The organism is Paenibacillus camerounensis (assembly GCF_000723885.1).
In the GTDB taxonomy this organism is placed as follows: domain Bacteria; phylum Bacillota; class Bacilli; order Paenibacillales; family Paenibacillaceae; genus Paenibacillus_AQ; species Paenibacillus_AQ camerounensis.
The window spans coordinates 39,225-60,163 of sequence record NZ_CCDG010000012.1; the positions used below are offsets into that span (position 1 = coordinate 39,225).

Annotated in this window: 20 protein-coding genes; 5 read left to right on the forward strand and 15 right to left on the reverse strand. The window is 52.4% G+C overall.

The features are described from left to right. Window position 1: 1 nt before the first annotated feature. Both BN3772_RS05365 and BN3772_RS05370 read left to right on the forward strand, forming a co-directional pair. Complete coding sequence (locus tag BN3772_RS05365; protein ID WP_042179346.1) at window positions 2–238, forward strand: DUF2626 family protein; 237 nt, start codon at window positions 2–4, stop codon at window positions 236–238. A gap of 225 nt (window positions 239–463) precedes the next feature. Further along, window positions 464–1,594, forward strand: a complete 1,131-nt coding sequence (locus BN3772_RS05370; RefSeq protein WP_244444686.1) for a coiled-coil domain-containing protein — start codon at window positions 464–466, stop codon at window positions 1,592–1,594. On the opposite strand, the gene BN3772_RS05375 is transcribed toward BN3772_RS05370, so the two are convergent. Beyond that, the gene (locus tag BN3772_RS05375; RefSeq protein ID WP_042197503.1) at window positions 1,586–2,830 is read right to left on the reverse strand and encodes an extracellular solute-binding protein; all 1,245 of its coding nucleotides are present in this window, start codon (window positions 2,828–2,830) and stop codon (window positions 1,586–1,588) included. The genes BN3772_RS05370 and BN3772_RS05375 overlap by 9 nt on opposite strands. Before the next feature lie 416 nt (window positions 2,831–3,246). Then, a complete protein-coding gene (locus BN3772_RS05380) occupies window positions 3,247–4,578 on the reverse strand; it encodes a PhoH family protein (RefSeq protein ID WP_039875998.1) in 1,332 nt (443 codons plus the stop codon). Between the two features lie 104 nt (window positions 4,579–4,682). On the opposite strand from BN3772_RS05380, the gene BN3772_RS05385 reads away from it, so the two are divergent. Further along, window positions 4,683–5,249 (forward strand): YhcN/YlaJ family sporulation lipoprotein, encoded by a 567-nt coding sequence (locus tag BN3772_RS05385; protein WP_042197505.1) that lies wholly within the window; start codon window positions 4,683–4,685, stop codon window positions 5,247–5,249. 68 nt (window positions 5,250–5,317) lie between these two features. On the opposite strand, the gene BN3772_RS05390 is transcribed toward BN3772_RS05385, so the two are convergent. The 12 genes from BN3772_RS05390 to BN3772_RS05445 all read right to left on the reverse strand — a co-directional run bounded on the left by BN3772_RS05390 (window position 5,318) and on the right by BN3772_RS05445 (window position 15,784). Continuing rightward, window positions 5,318–5,773: a PNPOx family protein gene (locus BN3772_RS05390; RefSeq protein ID WP_042179352.1), complete on the reverse strand. Its 456-nt coding sequence runs from the start codon at window positions 5,771–5,773 to the stop codon at window positions 5,318–5,320. 98 nt (window positions 5,774–5,871) lie between these two features. Then, window positions 5,872–6,951, reverse strand: coding sequence for an LCP family protein (locus BN3772_RS05395; RefSeq protein ID WP_042197507.1), 1,080 nt, complete (start codon window positions 6,949–6,951; stop codon window positions 5,872–5,874). Between the two features lie 81 nt (window positions 6,952–7,032). After that, window positions 7,033–7,329: a YlaH-like family protein gene (locus tag BN3772_RS05400; RefSeq protein ID WP_042197509.1), complete on the reverse strand. Its 297-nt coding sequence runs from the start codon at window positions 7,327–7,329 to the stop codon at window positions 7,033–7,035. A gap of 137 nt (window positions 7,330–7,466) precedes the next feature. After that, window positions 7,467–9,311: a translational GTPase TypA gene (typA, locus tag BN3772_RS05405; RefSeq protein WP_042179359.1), complete on the reverse strand. Its 1,845-nt coding sequence runs from the start codon at window positions 9,309–9,311 to the stop codon at window positions 7,467–7,469. Between the two features lie 205 nt (window positions 9,312–9,516). Beyond that, window positions 9,517–10,029 carry a hypothetical protein gene (locus BN3772_RS05410; protein WP_042197511.1) on the reverse strand — a complete coding sequence of 171 codons (513 nt, stop codon included), beginning with the start codon at window positions 10,027–10,029 and terminating at the stop codon, window positions 9,517–9,519. A 189-nt stretch (window positions 10,030–10,218) separates the two neighbouring features. Then, a complete protein-coding gene (locus BN3772_RS05415) occupies window positions 10,219–10,878 on the reverse strand; it encodes a TerC family protein (protein WP_042179363.1) in 660 nt (219 codons plus the stop codon). A 98-nt stretch (window positions 10,879–10,976) separates the two neighbouring features. After that, on the reverse strand, window positions 10,977–12,263 hold the full coding sequence (thiI, locus tag BN3772_RS05420; protein WP_086074419.1) for a tRNA uracil 4-sulfurtransferase ThiI: 1,287 nt from the start codon (window positions 12,261–12,263) through the stop codon (window positions 10,977–10,979). Next, a complete protein-coding gene (locus BN3772_RS05425; protein WP_042197513.1) occupies window positions 12,260–13,417 on the reverse strand; it encodes a cysteine desulfurase family protein in 1,158 nt (385 codons plus the stop codon). The genes thiI and BN3772_RS05425 overlap by 4 nt, the downstream gene beginning before the upstream one ends. A 162-nt stretch (window positions 13,418–13,579) precedes the next feature. Continuing rightward, window positions 13,580–14,281 (reverse strand): lytic transglycosylase domain-containing protein, encoded by a 702-nt coding sequence (locus BN3772_RS05430; protein WP_042197516.1) that lies wholly within the window; start codon window positions 14,279–14,281, stop codon window positions 13,580–13,582. Between the two features lie 198 nt (window positions 14,282–14,479). Continuing rightward, a complete protein-coding gene (locus tag BN3772_RS05435; RefSeq protein WP_042197519.1) occupies window positions 14,480–14,884 on the reverse strand; it encodes a hypothetical protein in 405 nt (134 codons plus the stop codon). Window positions 14,885–14,895: 11 nt separating this feature from the next. Then, window positions 14,896–15,117 carry a DUF1540 domain-containing protein gene (locus BN3772_RS05440; protein WP_042197522.1) on the reverse strand — a complete coding sequence of 74 codons (222 nt, stop codon included), beginning with the start codon at window positions 15,115–15,117 and terminating at the stop codon, window positions 14,896–14,898. 169 nt (window positions 15,118–15,286) lie between these two features. Continuing rightward, a complete protein-coding gene (locus tag BN3772_RS05445; protein WP_042197525.1) occupies window positions 15,287–15,784 on the reverse strand; it encodes a YpuI family protein in 498 nt (165 codons plus the stop codon). Window positions 15,785–16,048: 264 nt separating this feature from the next. Here BN3772_RS05445 and BN3772_RS05450 point away from each other — a divergent pair, with 264 nt between their 5' ends. Next, window positions 16,049–17,947, forward strand: coding sequence for a S8 family peptidase (locus BN3772_RS05450; protein ID WP_042197529.1), 1,899 nt, complete (start codon window positions 16,049–16,051; stop codon window positions 17,945–17,947). 28 nt (window positions 17,948–17,975) lie between these two features. Here BN3772_RS05450 and pdxR read toward each other — a convergent pair whose 3' ends face one another. Then, on the reverse strand, window positions 17,976–19,421 hold the full coding sequence (pdxR, locus tag BN3772_RS05455; protein ID WP_042197532.1) for a MocR-like pyridoxine biosynthesis transcription factor PdxR: 1,446 nt from the start codon (window positions 19,419–19,421) through the stop codon (window positions 17,976–17,978). Window positions 19,422–19,516: 95 nt separating this feature from the next. Here pdxR and BN3772_RS05460 point away from each other — a divergent pair, with 95 nt between their 5' ends. Continuing rightward, the gene (locus tag BN3772_RS05460; protein ID WP_042197536.1) at window positions 19,517–20,746 is read left to right on the forward strand and encodes an aminotransferase-like domain-containing protein; all 1,230 of its coding nucleotides are present in this window, start codon (window positions 19,517–19,519) and stop codon (window positions 20,744–20,746) included. Window positions 20,747–20,939: the final 193 nt, after the last annotated feature.

Genomic DNA, 20,939 nt, shown 5'->3' on the forward strand with positions numbered 1-20,939 from the left:
CTTGGACCGTATGTTCCGCGTATTGGGATTCTTCACGCTTACCATCGGGCTTATGGCCTTCGCCGGCGGCTTAACGGAAATGGCTCTGCTCTTCTTTTTACAAACCGCATTCTTTGTTGTACTGGGCTATATGAAATTTACGGAGAAGACGTATATTCTGCTTTTCTGGGGCTATATGATCGTAACCTTCACGGGCTTCAGCTACTGGACGGTCTTTCAGATGGGGCTGCCGCTGTAACTTTTGCAACAGATCATACGGAGGTGCTCCTTAATAAAGGATCACCTCCTCTTTTTGAGGGGCCGTTCGGGGTATTTGCAAGGGATCTGAGCCAACTTCTACGCCAAGGCCCCACTTTGTGGGGTTATTTTGTGTGCGGCTGCAGGAAAACAGGGTATGATATTTTAACAGGACAAAACATAGTAATAGTACATACGGGTCTATTCTGCAAAAGGTGGTGGTGTAGTGCTCTCCCGCAACAAGGCAATCCGAAGGTTCGTATTCCTGATCATCCTCATCTCAGTTACTGTACTTCTGCCTCCCCGGGCAGCTTACCCTTCAGCAGGTAACGGCACCGCAGCCGCCCCTCCGCTCTCCTTCCCGGATAATGAAGAGACTCGCAGGCTGCTGGAAAAGACGCTGTCATCTGCCGAAATTGAAAAAGAAATCGCCAGAATTACTGCCGAGCAAGCCGTTCTGGAGGAGAAAGCAGCCGAGCTGACAAAACAGGCTGCTGTCAAGCAAACTGCAATATCCGGCCAGCAGGAGCGTGCAGGCGCCATTGTCCGTTCTTATTATATGGGTGAAAGGGACGGGCTGCTCTCGGCTGTGCTGTCAGCCAAAAGCATCGGCCGGGTGCTCGCCCTGTATGATTATTACGAGATTATTATCAGGCAGGACCATGATATTCTTAGGAAGTATGAAGGGGAGTTCAAGGATCTGAAGGCAACACTCTCGGCTGCAGAGCGCAGCTCAAGAGAGCTGGAGGAACTAAAAAGCGCGCTTGTGGAGCAGCAGGAACGGGTGGCCGCATTGAACGAGGAGATCGAAGGCGGCATCAGGGCAAGCAGTGATCCGGAAAGCATGAGTGCGCTCCTGAATGAATTCACGAAATACTGGGAGAACATCGGCCTGCACGAGGTAAAAACTTATTTCAAGGCGCTGTCTTCAGCCATGAACCGGCTGCCCCAGTTCATACAGGGGCGTGACGGCATCCTCACCCGCAAGGGAATGACCTACAATCTGGCTCTGAAGGAAGAGGATCTGAACGAATTTCTGGTTTCACAGAACAAATTATTTGAAGGTTTTAGCTTCAGGTTCGAAAGCGGCAGTGTCATCGCCTCCGGCTCAAGCGGCGGCTTGACGCTTACCTTAACCGGCCGTTACAGCATTCAGGAGGAGCCGGTTAGCGGCCTGATGTTCCATATCGACAGTGTAGTATTTAACGGTCTTGAGCTGCCGGAAACGACCCGCCGGGACCTTGAGGATGAATTCGACCTCGGCTTCTATCCCGGCAAAATTGTCTCCTTCCTGCATGCTACCGAAGTAGAAAGCAAAGACGGCGTGCTGTATGTGAAGCTGTCCATTTCATTCTGAGTCCAGTCCCATTGCTGCTGTATACCCTGCTGCGTCCAGCTTGCCGGTCAGCAGCAGGGTAACCGCATCGGAAACGGCATCCCAGCTGAGCCCGTCCGGCTGTGCAGTAACATCCTCTTCTGCAATGAGGAGGTTTGTGTCAAACGGAAGGCCGGCGATTTCCGGCTGTGCCGGGTTGTACAGCTCTTCCAGCGCCGGCAGCCGGTTCGTATTCTCCAGCCATTCCAGCTGTGCCGTAGCAGAGGTTATATAGGCCAGCCAGGTCACTGCGGTTTCCGGGTTCGCCGAGCCCGCCGGAAGTGCAAAAAACCGGCTTTGCATCGCTTCATATATGGTGCCGGACTTAGCCGGCGCCTTGACCGACAGCGAAGCATTGCCGTTCTTCTGCCATTCGGACAAGGGAAGGACTGCCAGCGCCAGCTTACCGCTCTGAAGCATGTCCCATAGCTCCGTATTGAAGCGGCTGCTTAGATAAAAAGAACTGCAGGCCACCTGTATCCAGTCCAGCGCAGAGGTATAGTCCCCAGTCATGCTTAACCCCATACTTTCCAGCAGAGCAGAGAAACCGTAAGCATTGCGGCTGTCCATAGCCAGCAGGTACTTCTCAGTGCCCGGCTCCTCCTCCTGTTCCTGCTGCCCCCGCAGCTGATTCAGCAGCCCGCTCCATTCTTCCAGACTTTCCGGCAGTTTGGCAAAGCCCAATTCAGCCAGCCTTTGCGGTGAATACACCAGTACATAAGGATCTATATCCAGCGGAATTCCCCAGTTATAACCGTTCCACTGCATTTGCGGAATCAGCACCGTCAGCGGCACACTGCCCGGCACGCTCTGGTATACATCTACCGGCAGCAGATAACCGCGCGTTGCCAGGTCAGCAATATTCCGCCCGTCAGTCATAATAATGTCGGGGCTCTCCATAGTCGCCAGCTCTGTTTTGAGCATAGCCGCATTTTCTTCATTGTCCACATTGGTGATAAATACCTGGATTCCGGTTGAAAGTGTAAAGTTGCTGCTGATCCGCTGCAGCGCCTTAAGCTCCACGCTGCTCATCGATACCCGGATGTTCAGGCTGGTTACATTATTTTTGTCCCCGGAATCCGGCTGCTCGGACAGCCTCTGCGGCTGTCTCGGCGGGTAGTCCCCCTCGGCGGTGTCCAGCTCCATGCTTGGCGACAAGCTTGTCAGCGCCAGCAGCAATACCGCGAACAGCAGCCAATAGTTTTTGCGTTTAAGCATGTTTCTGTCCCTCCCGGCTAATCGTTCCTTCCCTATTTTACCAGATGTTGCGGTGGTTGTCTTTCGGCTTTGAAAACGTTCTCTTTCTATTATATATGTGACGCGGCGGAGATCCCGTTTAAACCTGAACATCTCTTTTAGGATTGGCCGTGACTCCGGAGAATGCTTGGACTTCCGGCCGCTGTTGTCTGCAGATTTCTTCATTTAACCGCTGTCCGCAGTGGAAATCCGCAGACAAAGGCGGACGCTTCCGCTCCTCCAGTTCCAAAATTCCCCTCCGCCACTTTTCCCTTATAGTATTTTCAAGTCCAAACCAGAACCCCGCCCCGGTGGGTGGGCGGGCAGGCAAAAGCCGGGAGGCAGTATCCTCCCGGCTTTTGTGTATGCAGTCACGGGCTTTGGCCCGCTGCATATATTTACAGCAGATCGGCAGCCAGTTGGGCCAGGCGGGAACGCTCGCCCTTTTCAAGAGTGATATGGCCGCTGATGCCCTCCTGCTTGAACTTTTCAACAATATAGCTGAGGCCGTTGCTGGCCGCATCCAGATACGGATGGTCAATCTGCTCAGGGTCGCCCATCAGGATAACTTTACTGCCTTCACCGGCACGGGAGACGATGGTCTTTACCTCATGGCGGGAGAGATTCTGCGCCTCATCGATAATGATGAACTGCGACGGGATGGAACGCCCGCGGATATAGGTGAGCGCCTCAACCTGGATACTGCCCAGGCCCATCAGGATTTTATCAATATCCCCGGCTTTTTTAGTATCGAACAGGAATTCAAGGTTATCATAAATCGGCTGCATCCATGGCCGGAGCTTCTCATCCTTCTCACCTGGCAGATAACCGATATCCTTCCCCATCGGAACTACGGGACGGGCGATCAGCAGCTTTTTGTAGCGGTGCTCATCTTCTACCTTAAACAGTCCGGCCGCCAGGGCCAGCAGCGTCTTGCCTGTACCCGCCTTGCCGGTAATAGTAACGAGCGGGATGTCCTCATTCAAGAGCAGTTCAAGCGCCATCCGCTGCTGGGCATTACGGGCGCTGATGCCCCACACTGCGTCGTTGCCGAGATAGAGCGGCTCAAGCCTTGAAGCATCTCCGTTTACTTTTAACAATGCCGACTTGCCGCTGCCGATCTCATCCTTCAGAATTACAAATTCATGAGGATACAGCTTAAACGATAAGTTCAGCTGCTTCACGGACAGGGAGCGGTTGCTGTAATATTCATCAATCAGTGAAGGATGAACCAGCAGGGACTGATAGCCTGAATAGAGTTCATTCAGATCACCCGTGCGGTCGGACAGATAGTCCTCCGGCGTTATTCCAAGCACATCCGCTTTAATACGGACGAGCACATCTTTACTGACGAGTACCACAGGACGCGGTTCAGCTTTTTCATTCTCCTCCAGGAGATAATTAAGCGCCACAGCCAATATCCGGTTATCATTCGAGACTTCCCCGAACATTTCCTGTACCTTTACGAAGCTGCGGTGGTTCAGTTCCACCTTCAGCGTGCCTCCATGCTCAAGCACTACACCACTGTGTAAGTGGCCCAGCTCACGGAGTCCGTCTAACAAGCGTGACACGGTGCGGGCGTTGCGGCCGATTTCATCGGCGTTGCGCTTCTTGGAGTCGATTTCTTCCAGAACTACTGCCGGAATGACTACTTCATTCTCCTTAAACGCAAAAATCGAATTGGGGTCGTGCAAAAGCACGTTAGTGTCCAGTACAAATATCTTTTTCATGATATCCCCTCCACAGCGCCTGGTTTGATTGATCATACATAACTCTTTTCAGCAAGGGCAACATAAGGTAAAGTACTGATTTTGGACTGAAAGGAGTATTTCATATGAGAAAATCAATGTGTCTGTTGCTGGTACTGCTGCTGCTGACAAGCTGCGGTATCGCTAATAAAGAGTCATCACCCTCTCCTCAGAGTAAACAATCGCCTGAAGCGTTAAGCAGCCAGGGGAAGCATGAGGTGCAGAAGCTGTCAAATGACAACGGCGCAAGCCTCAATAACAGCGGACAACCTTCTGACGTACAGGACAGCGGTGATGTTGCACTGAAGGATCACTTCGAGCAGCTGGCCCAAAGAGTTCCAGGTGTAAACGGAGCCCACTGTGTCGTAATGAACAAACTTGCCGTAGTCGGGATTGATGTTGACGGGGCACTTACGCGCTCCCGGGTAGGAAGCATTAAATATTCAGTAGCCGAGGCAATCCGCAAGGACCCCCGCGGCGTCAAGGCACTGGTCACAGCCGATATGGATCTGTCGGGCCGGCTGAAGGATATGAGCCGGCATATCTCGCAGGGTAACCCTATTTCCGGCTTTGCCTCAGAAATGGCGGACATCATCGGCCGGATTATCCCGCAGCTTCCCGAGGATACTAAACCCCAGAACAACAATCAGTAGAAGCTTCGCCGCTGAATCACTCCCTTATATTGGTATAAAGAGTGGACAAAAAAAGCCTAGTGAGGTTATCACTGGGCTTTTTGCATGGCGGCAAACACTTGTCCGTCCAGCTTCTCAGCCGCACGCGCGTCGTATACCTTCGCATATCTCGGGGCGGACTCAAGCATTGCGCCGTAGAACAGCGCATTACGGACCGCTTCAATTTCAATGTCAAAGCAGCACATCTTAAAAGGCACATCCTGCAGCGGATCCTGTCTCACAGCAGCACGCCCGTTAATAGCATGAACAGTACCCTCGCCAAAAACGGTGATCGTCACAAGCGGATTGACCTTCATATTATTTACCAGTCTGGAGCGGTGATCGACCGCCAGGCGCACGACAGAAGGGCTCACGGCATAAATCCAGGATATGGCCGTGGACGTAGGTCCTCCGGATTCCGCATCTACTGTGTTAAGAAGAACAAACGTTTCTGATTGCAGCATGGATAGCAGGGTTTCATTGAGCTGAGCAACGGCTTCGGACATAAGTACAGGCCCCCTATGCGGCAAATGTGCATTCAATTTATTATATTATAGCACACGCGCAAACTTGCATTCAATTTCGAGATGTTACCATAACGTGCTCAGGGTGTCCCGGATGTATCTGCAACTCCGGCCAGCGTACTCTGCAGGCTCTTCTTCGCATTCTCCAGCTCTGTATCGTTAATATATACATACGGGCTGCGCCAGGTTCCTGTCACCGGCACGAAAGCGATATTCTCTTTGGAAATCTTCCAGTACGTAGCAATCATGCTCTTGATCTGCTCATTCTCAATGTCGGTTGTCAGATTGCTGCCGACGGCATCCATTACATTGCCGATTTTGAGCACACCGCCCAGCGACTGCATCTGTCCGACCAGACCGTTCAGCACCTCATTCTGGCGCTTGTTCCGGTCAAAGTCATCTGAAGCCGCCGTCTTAGGGCTGCAGTTGGATTTGCGGTAGCGTACATAATCGAGCGCATCATCACCGTTCAGCTGGGCCGGACCTTTTGTAAGATTGATATCCGTGCCGTCTACACTGTCGGTATAGCACATATCCGCACTGATATTCACATCTACCCCGCCAAGCTCATCAACAATATCGCGGAAGCCCTGAAAATCAAGCACAGTGACATAGTCGATATCAACATCCAGATATTTGCCCATCATCGTCTTCATCTCATCCTTGGCAGAGATACCTGAGCTGTCCTCTCTGCCCTTAAAGCGGGCGTAATACGCATTGATTTTATTCTTCTTGTAGCCGCTAAGCTCTACATAGGTATCCCGGGGCAGCGAAACAACGGTTGCCGATTCTGTCTTCGGATTGAGTGCAACCACCATAATGACATCCGTCAGATTGGAGGGATGCTGCGGACGGTTGTCAGTGCCAAGCAGCAGCATGGTCAGCGGCTTCGCCGAGGCAAGCTGCCCGCTGTCGACGGCCTGGTCCGTCCCGAAGCCGCCCTTCTCAAACTTATAGTACAGATATCCGGCGTACCCGAGTCCGCCAACCACTGCAACCAGCAGCAGCATCAGCAGCATTCTGGTTAATCTTGCAAAAAAGCCGCGTTTTTTAGTTTTTTTCTTATTTGTTTTGGTTTGCGGGGCAGTCCGGTTCTGTTGTCCTCTGTTCCCCTGTGGTCCGTTTGATCTTGGAGGCAGGCTTCCCTTGCTGTTATTCATAATGGAATAAAGTCCTTTTCAGTTCACATGGATTTTGGTTCAAGCTACTAAATAGACGAGATACGCATGCAAAAGTTGCGCTTACCGGAGTTTGTCTTCCGCTGCAGCCTTCCGTTTCTGCCGGGCTTCCACCAGATAGCGGACCCGTACCAGCAGCATAAGCCCCACTGCGACCAGCAGGCACTGAATGATCGGCAGCTTGTCGTGCTGAAAGATCAGCAGCATGCCGGAGCCGAGGGCCATCATCAGATAGAGCACAACTTCCTTGCCGACCGGCAGCTTCTGATTAACACGGAAGACACGGTTATACACATAAGTCAGCAAAACAAAAATGACGATATAAGCGACTATCGGATGATCAGCGAACCAGCTCTGCATAGCCCGTCACTCCTCTTCGGATCTAAAGATCGCTTACATTATATCATCCCTGCCCATATTAATCCTCAAATTTAAGCAATTGCCAAAGGACATAACAAAGCCGCCGGAATAATCATCCGGCGGCATGAATGGTCAGCTTAAGCCTGGCTTGCTTGAGCCTGCTTACGCTGTTTTTCTACACGCTCGCGCTCACCCTTGTTCAGGATCTTTTTACGGAGGCGAACAGATTTAGGAGTGATTTCACAATATTCATCGTCGTTCAGGTACTCAAGCGCACCTTCCAGCGAGAACATACGTGGAGTTTTCATTTTTACCGTTTCATCCTTTGTAGCGGAACGCACGTTAGTCAGTGCTTTTTCCTTACAAATATTAACGATAATATCATTATCGCGGGTATGCTCGCCAACGATCATACCTTCATAAATGTCAGTACCCGGCTCCAGGAACAGGATACCGCGGTCTTCAACACCCATCATGCCGTAGAATGTCGTTGTTCCGGTTTCGCTGGATACCAGCACACCCTGGTGACGTCCGCCAACCTGGCCGCCGATCAGCGGAGCATAGCTGTCGAACGCGTGGTTCATTACGCCGTATCCGCGGGTCAGTGTCAGGAAGTGTGTATTGTAGCCGATCAGGCCACGTGCAGGAATCAGGAATTCCAGACGTACCTGGCCAGTACCGTTGTTGATCATGTTGACCATTTCGGCTTTGCGTGTTCCAAGGCTCTCCATAACGGAACCCATGCTTTCTTCCGGAATATCAATCAGCAGGCGCTCAAGCGGCTCCATTTTGGCTCCGTCGATTTCCTTCACAATTACTTCAGGCTTGGAGACCTGCATTTCATAGCCTTCACGGCGCATATTCTCAATCAGAATCCCGAGGTGAAGCTCACCGCGTCCGGATACGATAAAGGCATCCGGGCTGTCTGTTTCATCTACACGAAGGCTGACATCTGTTTCTAGCTCTTTGAACAGACGCTCACGCAGTTTACGGGAAGTTACCCATTTACCTTCTTTACCTGCGAACGGGCTGTTGTTCACGAGGAAAGTCATTTGCATAGTAGGTTCATCGATTTTCAGAACCGGCAATGCTTCCGGGTTAGCCGGATCGGCAATCGTCTCACCGATGTTGATGTCCTTGATACCGGCAATCGCAACGATATCGCCTGCACCGGCTTCTTCGGTTTCAACACGCTTCAGGCCCTGGAAGCCAAACAGCTTCTCAATACGGGCAGTCTTACTCTTGCCGTCACGCATAATTACCGTTACGGACTGTCCTTGCTTAATCACGCCGCGGTTGACACGTCCAACAGCAATACGTCCCAGATATTCGTTGTAATCCATCAGGGTTACGAGGAACTGCAGCGGCTCGTCAACTTTTTCGGTTGGTGACGGGATGTACTTAGTGATGGTGTCGTACAGTGCCTGCATGTTATCGTCCTGCTTCTCAGGATCAAGGCTTGATGTACCGTTAAGTGCGGATGCATACACAACCGGGAATTCCAGCTGTTCATCGTTCGCTTCAAGCTCAATAAACAGATCCAGAACTTCGTCGATAACTTCCTTCGGACGGGCAGCCGGACGGTCAATTTTGTTCACAACAACAATTGGAGTCAGATTCTGCTCCAGCGCTTTGCGCAGAACGAACTTCGTCTGCGGCATGCAGCCTTCATAAGCATCAACAACGAGCAGTACGCCGTCAACCATCTTCATAATCCGTTCCACTTCGCCGCCGAAGTCAGCATGTCCCGGGGTATCTACGATGTTGATCAGGAATTCTTTATAGGTAATGGCAGTATTTTTGGCAAGGATAGTGATTCCGCGTTCCCGCTCCAGATCGTTGGAGTCCATTGCACGTTCCTGCAGGGTTTCGTGGGCGCTGAAAATACCGGATTGCTGCAGCAGCTGATCGACAAGTGTGGTTTTACCATGGTCAACGTGGGCAATAATCGCGATATTGCGGATTTCTGTTCTTGAATGCATGATTTGTATCCAAATCCTCTCATTTATCAAATTAAAAATGTTTAAATTCATGACTTCTCACGGCAGTCTCACAAAAGAAGCGCCTGGCAGAAAGCCGACGCTCCAACATTTCTTAATTCTATAGTGAAAGTACCATGAAAAGCAAGTCTTTTTATGAAAAAACGATTTCCAACTCCGTGTAAATTTTCTAATTCGATTTGCTTGATTACCAGCCGCCATTCCATTTTTTAGGGCTTCCCTGCTTCCTGCGGCCCAGCATCAGCCAGATTCCGGCAGCAACCAGTATAATGCCGAGCAAATAGAAGACTCCTGTACCAATCATACTAAACACCAGGAGCACCAGGCTCAGCACACCGAGAATGACTGCAACTGCTGTAATGCCGCCGCTACGGGCGTGAGAATAAAAAGCATATTCATAGAGACCGACAGCTACGCCAAGCAGAAGGACCGGCCACAGATGGCGCATGTATCCCCAGCCCCAAGTATTGCAGAAGCCCAGCAGAAGCCCGTACACCGTCAGGATACCGGCGGGGATCAGCACAGCAGCTGAAGCGCGGCGGCTGAAGAATAGCACATGCAGGAACAGGCCTGGAATCAGAATTACGAGCGGCCACAGGGCCCGTCCGAGAAATCCGAATACCCCCAGCTTTCCAAACAAGATGATTAGGCCGGCGGCGGCAATGAATATCCCCAGTTTCATGTCTTTATTTGATGACAATGTTCACCCATCCCTTCAAAGTTCACTTCTTTACGCTGGATTCCATTTATATTTTAGCTGAAACAGCCATAAAACGCCATCATTCCGCAGCTTTTTCCCGGCGGAAACCGCGTTTACCCGAGAAAAGCAAAAAGGCTGCACCCAAGCTTATCCAGCTTCAGGCACAGCCTCCATTATTCCCGCTTCAGTTCAGGCCGATACCAGCCTTTTCCTGAATACGCCTGTCAAAACAACAATGATGCCCAGCGCAACCGGCAGAAGCGTATGATAGGACGGCAGGAAGAATGAGACCACCAGCCCAAACTTGGCATCCTGCAGCAGCATGTCCCCCGCCGTATGGGCGAGAATAAATGCACCGATGTAGACCAGAACCGGAAAACGGTGCAGCCAATTGACGATAATTCCGCTTCCCCAGACGACAATCGGAATACTAAGCATGATTCCGATGACAATCAGGGAGAGATCCCCTTTAGCAACTCCGGCAATGGCCAATACATTATCGAGGCTCATGATGAAGTCTGCGAGCAGAATTGTACGGATCGATTTCCATACACTCGAGCCCTCATCGCGTACAGTGACCTCGTCCTCCTCATCCAGCAGCAGCTTGAAGGCAATCCACAGCAGCAGAATCCCCCCGCCCGCCTGAATAAAGGGGATTTTGAGCAGCAGTACAGCCGCGAACGTCAGCACGCATCGCAGAGCCACTGCTCCTGCCGCCCCCCACCAGACCGCCATTTTCCGGTGCTTCTCCGGCAGATTTTTGCTGGCCATTGCGATCACCATCGCATTGTCTCCGCTCAGCACAAGATTGATCATCAGAATTTCCCCAAGTAAAACTATTGAATCCATAAGCTTCTTACCTCCCCGGACTACATGTATTACATGTATGTCCACAGCGGGCAAGCTATGCTTCCTGTCCTATTATTTCTGCTTATCCGGATTAGAGCTTAGAACCATTCTTCCTGAAGCCCCGGCTGGGCAGGCACAAGATCATGCGGCTTCTCGTCACCATAAGGTGTGATGATAACCGTCTCGGTTCCAGCAACTGCTTCATCCAGCCGTGCTGCATATCCGGGCAGTGTAGCCTCGATTTTTTCAGTAATCCGCAGGTTCGGATTGGTTGTGGGCGATTTCGGAACAAACAGGGTGCAGCAGTCCTCATAAGGCAGAATCGACAGGTCATAGGTTCCGATTCTCTGCGAAAGTTCCACAATATCGCTCTTATCCATCATCACAAGCGGACGGAGCAGCGGAAGTGGGGTAGCCCTGCCGATAACATTCATGCTGGACAAGGTCTGGCTTGCCACCTGGCCCAGGCTGTCGCCTGTTACAATAGCCAGCGCACCCTCGCGCTCAGCCAGCTTGGTGGTAATTCTTAGCATCGCCCGCCGCATAAGCGTAATGATCAGGTTGTCCTGTCCGATTCCGGTAAAAGAGGTCTGCACCTCGGTGAACGGCACCAGATGCAGCTTTATGACGCCGGCGTACCGCGAAAGTACACGCGCCAGGTCCACCACCTTCTGGCGGGCCAGCTCACTTGTGTACGGGTAGCTGTAGAAGTGGACACACTCAACCTCAAGCCCCCGGCGCATTGAGGACCAGGCAGCTACCGGACTGTCGATTCCGCCGGAGAGTAGCAGCATAGCCTTGCCGTTCGTTCCCAGCGGAAATCCGCCGACTCCGTCAATCTGGTCACAGAATATATAGGTTGCCCCCTCACGGATCTCCAGCTTCAGCTCAAGCTCCGGCGACTTCACATCAACCAGCAGCCCGGGATAACCCTGCAGCAGCGGCGTGGCAATCAGCTTATTCATTTCAATCGAGCCATACTGGAAGTCTTTCCATACACGGCGCGCGCTAACCTTGAAGGTTGTCCCCTGCGGCGGGGCAATAATCTCAAGGAATTTCCGGCTGGCTTCCAGAATCTCATTGAAATCCGAACGGGCAACCTTGACCGGGCTGATTGAAGCAATGCCGAACACGTTCTTCAGCGCCTCTGCCAGTTCACGTGCCGGCTCTCCGTTCAGCGTAACATAGATCCGCCCGAATTCTTTGCTCAGTACAGCCTCCGGATAAGGCTTCACCATTTCTTTAACATGACGCAGCACCGTCTTTTCAAACCGGTTGCGGTTTTTGCCCTTCAGCATAAACTCCCCGAAGCGCAGCAGCAGCATATCCGCATAATCTATACTGCTTCCGCGGCCTGCCCCGGAAGAAGTTCCATTCTCGCTCATTGTTTATTCCTGCCTCTCTCCACTAGCTTTAATGCTTGCACTGCAGCCAGCAGTGCCTGCTCCAGAGCTGCGATATCCGCAGCTGTATGAGTGTCGCCCAGACTGATCCGTACCCCGCCGAGCGCGGCAGAGGCATCCCTGCCCATAGCCAGCAGAATGCGGCTCGGCTCGGCCAGCCTTGAAGAGCAGGCAGACCGGGTTGAGACGGTCATCCCCAGCTCTTCCAGCTTGCGGGCCATTACTTCACCGTTAACAGCCGGATAGGAAAAATGCACAATATGCGGCGCCCCGCTATATGTGCTGTTCACCATAAACTCCGGAATACCCGACACAAAATCCAGCAGCCGGTTCCGCAGCAGTGTAACCTGATTACTATACGTTACTCTATTTTCTGCACTCATCCGTACTGCCTTGGCAGAAGCGACGATTGCGGCTGTGTTCTCCGTTCCCGCCCGGTACCCCAGCTCCTGCGATCCGCCGGTCAGCAGCGGAAACAGTGCAACGCCCTCTCTGACATACAGTATGCCTACACCGCGCGGACCGCGGAGCTTATGGGCAGACAGGCTGTACAGGTCGGCCTGCCATTTCTTCAGCTCTGTTGCCAGCTTACCAAAGCCCTGCACGCCATCCACATGGAACAGCGTGCGGTGGTTGGCTGCCTTAACCAGCCGCCCGATTTCCGTAAGCGGCTGTACAGCACCGGTCTCATTGTTGACATGCATCACGCTGACCAGGACGGTATCCCGCCGGACAGCAGCGGCAATCCCGGCCGGATCTGCTACGCCATTGCTGTCAGGTGCCACAAAGGTAACCTCCCAGCCCAGTGCCTGCAGCTGCAGGCAGCTTTCGTACACAGAAGGATGCTCGATCTGTGTGGTAACAATGTGGCGCCCCCGGCCCTGATACTGCATGGCCGCTCCTTTTACCGCCAGGTTGTTGCTTTCGGTTGCTCCCGACGTGAACAAAATCTCCTGCGGCGTTACCCCGAGAGCAGCAGCACAGACCTCTCTGGAACGTGTCAGCATCCTCGCGGCTTCTGTCCCGGCCCGGTGCAGCGAGGATGGGTTCGCGTAAATAAGCCTCATGATCTGCTCCATCGTCTGCACGACCTCCTCATACGGCGGGCTTGCAGCAGCATAATCCCAATACAGCATATATTTAAATTCTCCTTTGTTAGGGTCGGCTAATCCATTCATACGGTACATAGAGACCTATAGAATACCTTATTGTGCAATTCTTATAAAGCCTGCAAGCAAAAAAAGGACCAAACGTCAGATCCGCCAGTGAGTTCCGGCAGCTTTCGTTTGATCCTGTTATTATAGCGCGTATTCAGCACGGGCGCGTTCAATTTTGGCAATATAGGCCTGAGTTTCCTTCGGAAGCTGACCCAACTTGTCCATCAGCTCTTCATCATTGCTTACACCGAGCTTATTTACCCGGCCCGGACCTGCATTATAAGCGGCCAGCGCCATCTTCTCTTCTCCGTCATAACGCTTCAGCTGGTAGGATAAGTAACGCACGCCTCCATCGATATTCTGGGCAGGGTCAAAGGGGTCAGAGACACCCAGACCGTTCGCTGTTCCATCCATCAGCTGCATTAGCCCTTTGGCTCCCGCCGACGAAACGACATTCGGATTAAAGGAGGACTCGGTATCGATAACTGCCTTAATCAGATCGGCCGGCACGCCGTATTTGACGCTTGCCGTCTGTATCAGCTCCTCATAGTCCGTTGGCACAGTCTCTTCGGTTCCTGAGGAGATACTGCTGTAGCCTATGCCAGTCGCACCAAGCTGCTGCCAGATCAGGCTGCTCATTGCTGTAGCACCGGCTTCCAGGGTGCTGCCTCCCTCCGCAGACTGCCGGGCAGCCTGGCTGAGCATCGCGGCAAATTCGGCTTTTGTGGAGCCGGAGGCTTCTGCTGTGCTATTGCTGCCTGACTGGCCAATTGCTGAGCTGCTGCGCAGATTCACCCATTTCAGCTGTCCAAGCCCGTTTGCTGCCGCTGATTCTATACTCATGCTGTACAACCTTCTTTCCGGTTCAATCTTTATATGATCTCCTGGTACATAGAGGCTCTATTTTAAATTTAAGATACGCCTATATTTTACAATTCATTTTCAGTAAATGCTATATACAGACCACAAAAAACAGACTTCCGACCCTTATAGATAGGTCTAAAAGCCTGTTTCGATATAGACTATTGAGGTTCAGAACAGCTATCTGGCAAAGGGAATCATTACAAAATAGCTTAGGGCAGATACAATTCCCAGCCCCATTGCCCATGCCCCTGCTGTCTTCTGCCCGCGGGAATAGGCATAATAACCAAGTACAGCAGCGATTGGCCCGGCTATAATGGACCAGATGAACAGCGAAACAATTCCAAAACCGAGGGCAACATAGCCCATTTGCTTACTGTCACTATGCTCACCGGCTGTGTCCCGGACCTCTGTGCTGCTGTCCGCCGCTCTTTGCGGACGCACAAGCGGCGGGCTCACTTCAGCAGCATATTCTTCCTGATGAGAAGGATCCATTCTGGGATAATCTACCCTGCTGCGCGGCCGGAGAATCACTTTTCTGCGCACAGCCCGCTCCTGCTTGCTTCCTTCATTGTTCGAGTCCATCGGATGTCCCCCTATTCGCCCGGCTTAAAGGTCAGACAGCAGGTTGCGGATGAAGTGCCGGCGTTGTCCTGATGATTCTGAAAGGTCATCTCCTCGGCAAATTCCTCATTGAAGCTGCTCCCTGCATGCTTGTCGATCTCAATGACGATTTCCTCGGCCCTGCATACATTTTGTGAGCCCCAATAATGGCAATTGCTGACGCTGCATCTTACAAGCGGTTTGGCGTTTGACATTTTATCATCACCTCAGGATCATTATGTCCGCGCGTCCTGATCTGTATGCGGCTGATCATCAGCAAAAAGAGACCGTGCCTGCCATATTTTCTATGGCAGACACAGTCCCATGTTCTGTTGAATATTCAGTTAAAATGTAGCTCCGTCCGTTCAGGTTACATCTGAATTTCTATACCTGATTTTGCATCCGCTTTTCGGTCAGGTAATCATTCTCATAGTAGCTGAGATCGTCCCGGAGCTCTTCATATACTTTGGTAATATCCATGATAATATCGCGCGCTTGACGGACTGGCTTTTTACGGAAACGAATGGCATCCTGGCCTGTGTAGGCGTAGCGCCCGTCTTCGGAGTAGCTTTCATTTTTAGGATAAAAGAAGTTATTCACTCCATAGTGATATACGTTATAAAGCGCTTTTTGCGCAAATTCCTCATCAAACGTAGCACGGCGCAAAGCAACCCCGAGCTTCTCGTAAGACATCTCGGAGAAGACCAGCAGATGGCGGAGATCAGACAGGAAACCTTGATAGAATGCCGCTGCTTCCTCATCTTCTTCAGTTACGAGCTGAGGCAATGCATGAGTATTCAGGAATAGCTCCATTTTTCCGATTACGGATTTAAGTTTGTCTCTCGTCGATTCACATAATTTCTGCACATTAGCTGCTGACATGGCGGTTGCTCCCCCTTATTAGTCCTTGCTGTTATGTTAGTCCTTTGTTGATATTATAACAAAATCCCATCCGATGCACCTCAGCGATGACCGGACCGCTCCTTAGCGGATGATTTTGTTGCAATATCAAGAAGCTGTTCAAGCCGTTTATTCCTTTTGATATTATCACATAAACATGGGACACGTCATCCTTTTCTCCGATGCATAAAAGCGGCGCGCTCTTCTAAACCTACAGCTATACGATACCTTGAAGGAGCGCAAAATATGTCACGAAAAAATGTAACAGTTGCCGGTCTGCTGACCGCTGCGTTTACCGTCGTCCTGCTGACCTTTCTGCTGCGCCCGTCTGAGGAAGCAAAGCTGAAGCAGGCTGCAATTCCTGCCGTTCCCAATCCCGTACAGGAAAAAACGGTTAAAAAAGCCTCACTCGTGCAGGATGTCAGCGCTACCGATCATTTAAACCGGACGGATGTAAGTAAACATCTGCGCACGATGCTGTCCGAGACCCATGGTGCTTCCCCTGATGATATTTCAGCATATGCCAAGCGCCTGCAGCAGGGACACGGGCATATCACCATGCTGATGTGGATCGATTACCGGACCCAGAAGACCAGCACCTTTAAATCCGGAATGCCGGAAGGCACCGATCAGGAGAATAAACAGCTGCTGAAATACCTGGATACAGCAAAAGCCGCAATCAAAGGGCACCAGTCCTACGAATCACCTTCCTTTATTATCGGAGATAAAAAGTATTACTTTACGGCTCAGCGTGACCGGGAAGGAAATATCGGCGTCATCGCCCTGATCAGCCAGAATATTCTGAACCGTGTGGCCGATCATCAGCTCAAAAACCTGCGGCTGATTCCTTATCCGAAGGAAGGCAAATACCGGGTGGAATCGGTCCATGCCGACACCCTGCAGGATATAACGGTCAAGACCGGACATGACAATGAGAACGCCAGCCATTTTTACGAGAATGAAATTGTTGTGCGGTTCAAGAACGGCCATCCCACCCCTGCACAGCTGCAGACGATAACAGCCGACATCCGCTGCAAAGAGCCGCGTAAGCTGGGTTATGCTTATATTTTCCGTTCAGAAAAAATGAACTACTCGCAGCTCAAAACTTATTTTGCATCCAAATGGAGTCCTGAGTATACTGAGCCCCACTATATGTATTTAACCAATGATACTGTATACGAAAATAAGAGCGACGGGGTAATTACGCCGAATGATCTGCTGTTCTCCACCTACCAGTGGAACCTGCCGGCTATTGAAACCGAACAGGGCTGGAAGCTATCCAAGGGCAGCAAGGAAGTGATTGTCGCTGTGGTGGATACCGGTGTCCAGGCCGCTCATCCTGATCTGCAGGGCCAGTTGCTGGCCGGATACAACGCCATTTCGGGCGGTTCTGCACCGGACGATGATGTGGGACACGGAACGCATGTGACCGGCATTATAGGGGCTATAATCAACAATGAGGAGGGTGTGGCCGGCATCAGCTGGTACAACAAGATTCTTCCTGTAAAAGCGCTCGACAACTCCGGGGCGGGAACCACCTATTCCGTTGCCGAGGGCATCATCTGGGCTGCCGACAACGGTGCTAAGGTAATCAACCTGAGCCTGGGCAACTACGCCGATTCGCAGTTTTTGCATGATGCCATTAAGTATGCCTATGACCGCGATGTGGTCATTGTCTCAGCTGCGGGGAACGACAATACAGAACGCCCCGGCTATCCGGCTGCTTACGAGGAGGTCATCGCTGTCGCTGCCACCAATTCATACGGCGAGAGAGCGTCATTCTCCAATTACGGCGATTACATTGATGTTGCCGCTCCCGGTGAAAGCATAGCAAGCACATATCCGGACAATCAGTACGCCGCCCTTTCAGGGACGTCCATGGCTAGTCCGCATGTAGCCGCGCTGGCCGGGCTCATCCGTTCGCTGAATCCGGCTCTAAGCAACAGGGAGGTCATGGAGCTGATGACCGCAAATGCCGTTGACCTCGGAGATGCCGGCCATGACAAATATTACGGCTGGGGCCAGGTTGATATTTATAAGACACTGCAGGCCGCAGGCGGACAGGATGTCCCGCTGCAGCTGTACCCCCGGCATGTCGGCCGGGAGCTGAAGAACTTGCAGCAGCACACGGGTACAGCAGATTGAATAATACCGTATCCGGCAGCTGCCCAGATCATGCTTTGGGGTCAGCTCTAAGATGCTCTGTCAGCAGCTGCAGAAACAGCCTTAGCCCCTGCTCCATATCATCCTCCGTCATCTGCGAATAGCAGAGCCGGATATGGCGTGAGGCAACCTCGCCGGAGTAACAGACATCGCCCGGCAGAAAAGAAACGCCTGCTTGCTCAGCCTGAGTGCGCAGCTTAACGATTCCCTCTGCCGCAGGCAGCTGCAGCCACAGGTTAAGGCCGCCCTCCGGCACATTCCAGGTCACTCCCGGCGGGGCATATTGCCGCAGCAGTCTTACTGCCTTCTCCATCCGGCTGCGGAGGGATATCCGCAGCTGCGCTGCATAAGCATCATACCTGCGGGCAATGAACGGCAGCACCGCCCGCTGGTTCAGCAGGGGACTGCCCAGATCGCTAGCCGATTTGGCGGCAATCAGCCTGGAGAGGATATTGCCTCCGGCAGCTACACAGGCAATCCGGCAGCCGGGCGCAATGACTTTGCTGAAGCTTTTCATATAGACTACATGCCCCTCGGTGTCCATTGATTTGATTGGCGGCGGAGGCGGCTTGCGGAAATACAGGTCACTGAACGGATCATCCTCGACAATCAGACAGCGGTAGCTTCTGGCCAATTCCAGCAGCCGCTGTCTTCTTGTCATGCTCATTGTCACACCGCTCGGGTTTTGAAAAGCCGGATTCGTATAAATCACCTTCGGCGGGTGCGTGTCACATAGTCTTGTCAGCACATCCACCCTCATACCCTCGCTGTCTATCGGCACGAAGATCATCTCCGCTCCCCGTCCGGCAAACACATCGATTGCTCCTGTATAGCTTGGAGCCTCCAGGTATACGGTATCTCCGGGACCGACGAAGGTCCGTGCCACCAGATCAATTCCCTGCTGGGAACCGCTCGTAATCATGATATCGGAGGAATGCACGTCTACTCCCCGGCTGTGCAGATGCCGGTGCATGACCTCACGCAGCTCGGCATCCCCCTGAAAATTACCGTACGAAGCCATTAACTCAGGCTGGTCCGTTACAAGTCTGGACATTGCGTTCCCGATAAAATCCAGCGGAAGCAGCTCTGCATGAATGGCTGCAAGATGAAACGGATATTTCACGCCTGAGAAGTCAAAATTACGCCAAAGCTGGGCCCGCGGCAAAAAATCATCATATCCGTCCTGCCATGCCGTGCCGGATTGCTGCCCTAGATGCGGCCTGCGGGCGACAAAGCAGCCTTGTCCCTGGCTGCAGATGATATGGCCGCGGCTTTCCAGATCGTCATAGGCTTTGCTTACCGTGACCTGGCTGACTTTTAGGGAACCCGCCAGTCCGCGGACGGAAGGAAGCCGCGCCCCCGGCTGCAGAAGACCGGAGGTGATACGCTGAGCCAGCGTCTCACTGATCTGCTGCGGCAGGGATTTGCTGCTGCTGCGGATTAAATCGATATGCATCTGCCTGCCTCCCAACTGTTATATTCGTCGCTTTACTGTTATACCGCTATGCCGTTATGATACAACAAAATTCAACTGCGGGGAGATATATTTCTATGAAGATCCGTTACGCCGGGATGACCCATCATCTCGGGTCATCAGCCGTTCGCGACATTCTTAAGGTTACGCAAGGCAAAGATATTATTTCGCTGGCCGGCGGGCTGCCGGCAGAAGAGCTTTTCCCGCTGGAAGCGGTGCGTGATGCCTATAACCGCGCCCTCTCGGGCAGCGCTTCCTCGCTGCAGTACGGGCTCACCGAAGGCTATGCTCCGCTGCGTGAAGCGGTAGCTGCAAGACTTGGGCGTCAGGGCATTCCGGTTCAGGCCGGCGATATGCTGCTTACCACAGGCTCCCAGCAGGCAATTGACCTGTTCTGCAAGGTGCTGCTTGATCCGGGGGATAAGGTGCTGGTTGAAGCTCCGACTTATCTGGCTGCCCTGCAGGTGCTCCACTCCTACCAGGCTGAGCTCATTACGGTAGATAGCGATGAATCGGGGATGCTGCCCGGTCATCTGGAGGAGCAGCTGAAGCTGCACCAGCCTAAGGTGCTCTATACCGTCCCTACCTTTAACAATCCTTCCGGAAGCAGCTGGAGCAGAGAGCGCCGGGAGCGGACTGTTGAATTATGCCGGCGCTATAATGTGCTGATCCTTGAAGATAATCCTTACGGAGAGATTGCCTTTGATGAAACTCCCGGCGCCTATCCGCCCGCGATGGCAGCCATCGACAGAAATTCCGGTGAAGACCCGTGTGTAGTATACACCGGAACCTTTTCCAAGATTGTCGCACCGGCTCTGCGCACCGGCTGGATCACCGGTCCTTCCGAACTGATTAGCGTCATCGCCAAAGCCAAACAGGCTGCCGACCTGCACTCCAGCGCTATTGATCAGCGCGCCCTGCATGAACTGCTTCTGCACTTCGACATCGAGGCTCATATCCGCCTCATCTCACGCGAGTACAACGCCCGGATGAAGCTGCTGGCAGGTGAGCTCAGCGGAGAGTGCTGGAAGAATGCAAGCTTCCACGAGCCGCGCGGCGGGATGTTCCTGTGGCTGAAGCTGTCTGAGGGTATAGATACCTCCAAGCTGCTGCCTTTCGCGGTAGAGCAGGGCGTTGCCTTCGTACCCGGAGAGGTTTTCTATGCCGCATCCCCGCTGAAAAATGCCATGCGCCTCAACTTCACCCACACACCGCCTGAGCTGCTGCCGTCTGCTGTACGGCGGCTCGAGAAGGCGCTGGAGAACTACCGGCTGTCGGTAGCCGGGGCAGTCGACACACTGGCTTAAGCAGGCTCTGGTTAGGTACTTCTGAGATACTAAGCTGACCTTGAGACACAGCAAGACGGACTTCAATGACACCTTTAACCTCAGTATGTCCCCTGCACGCATATCAAAGAACAAAGAAAAGCGGCCCTCCAGAGGAGGGCCGCTAGCTTGCCGTATATAAGCTTCATAAGTAGCTATATCAGTCACAATAGGT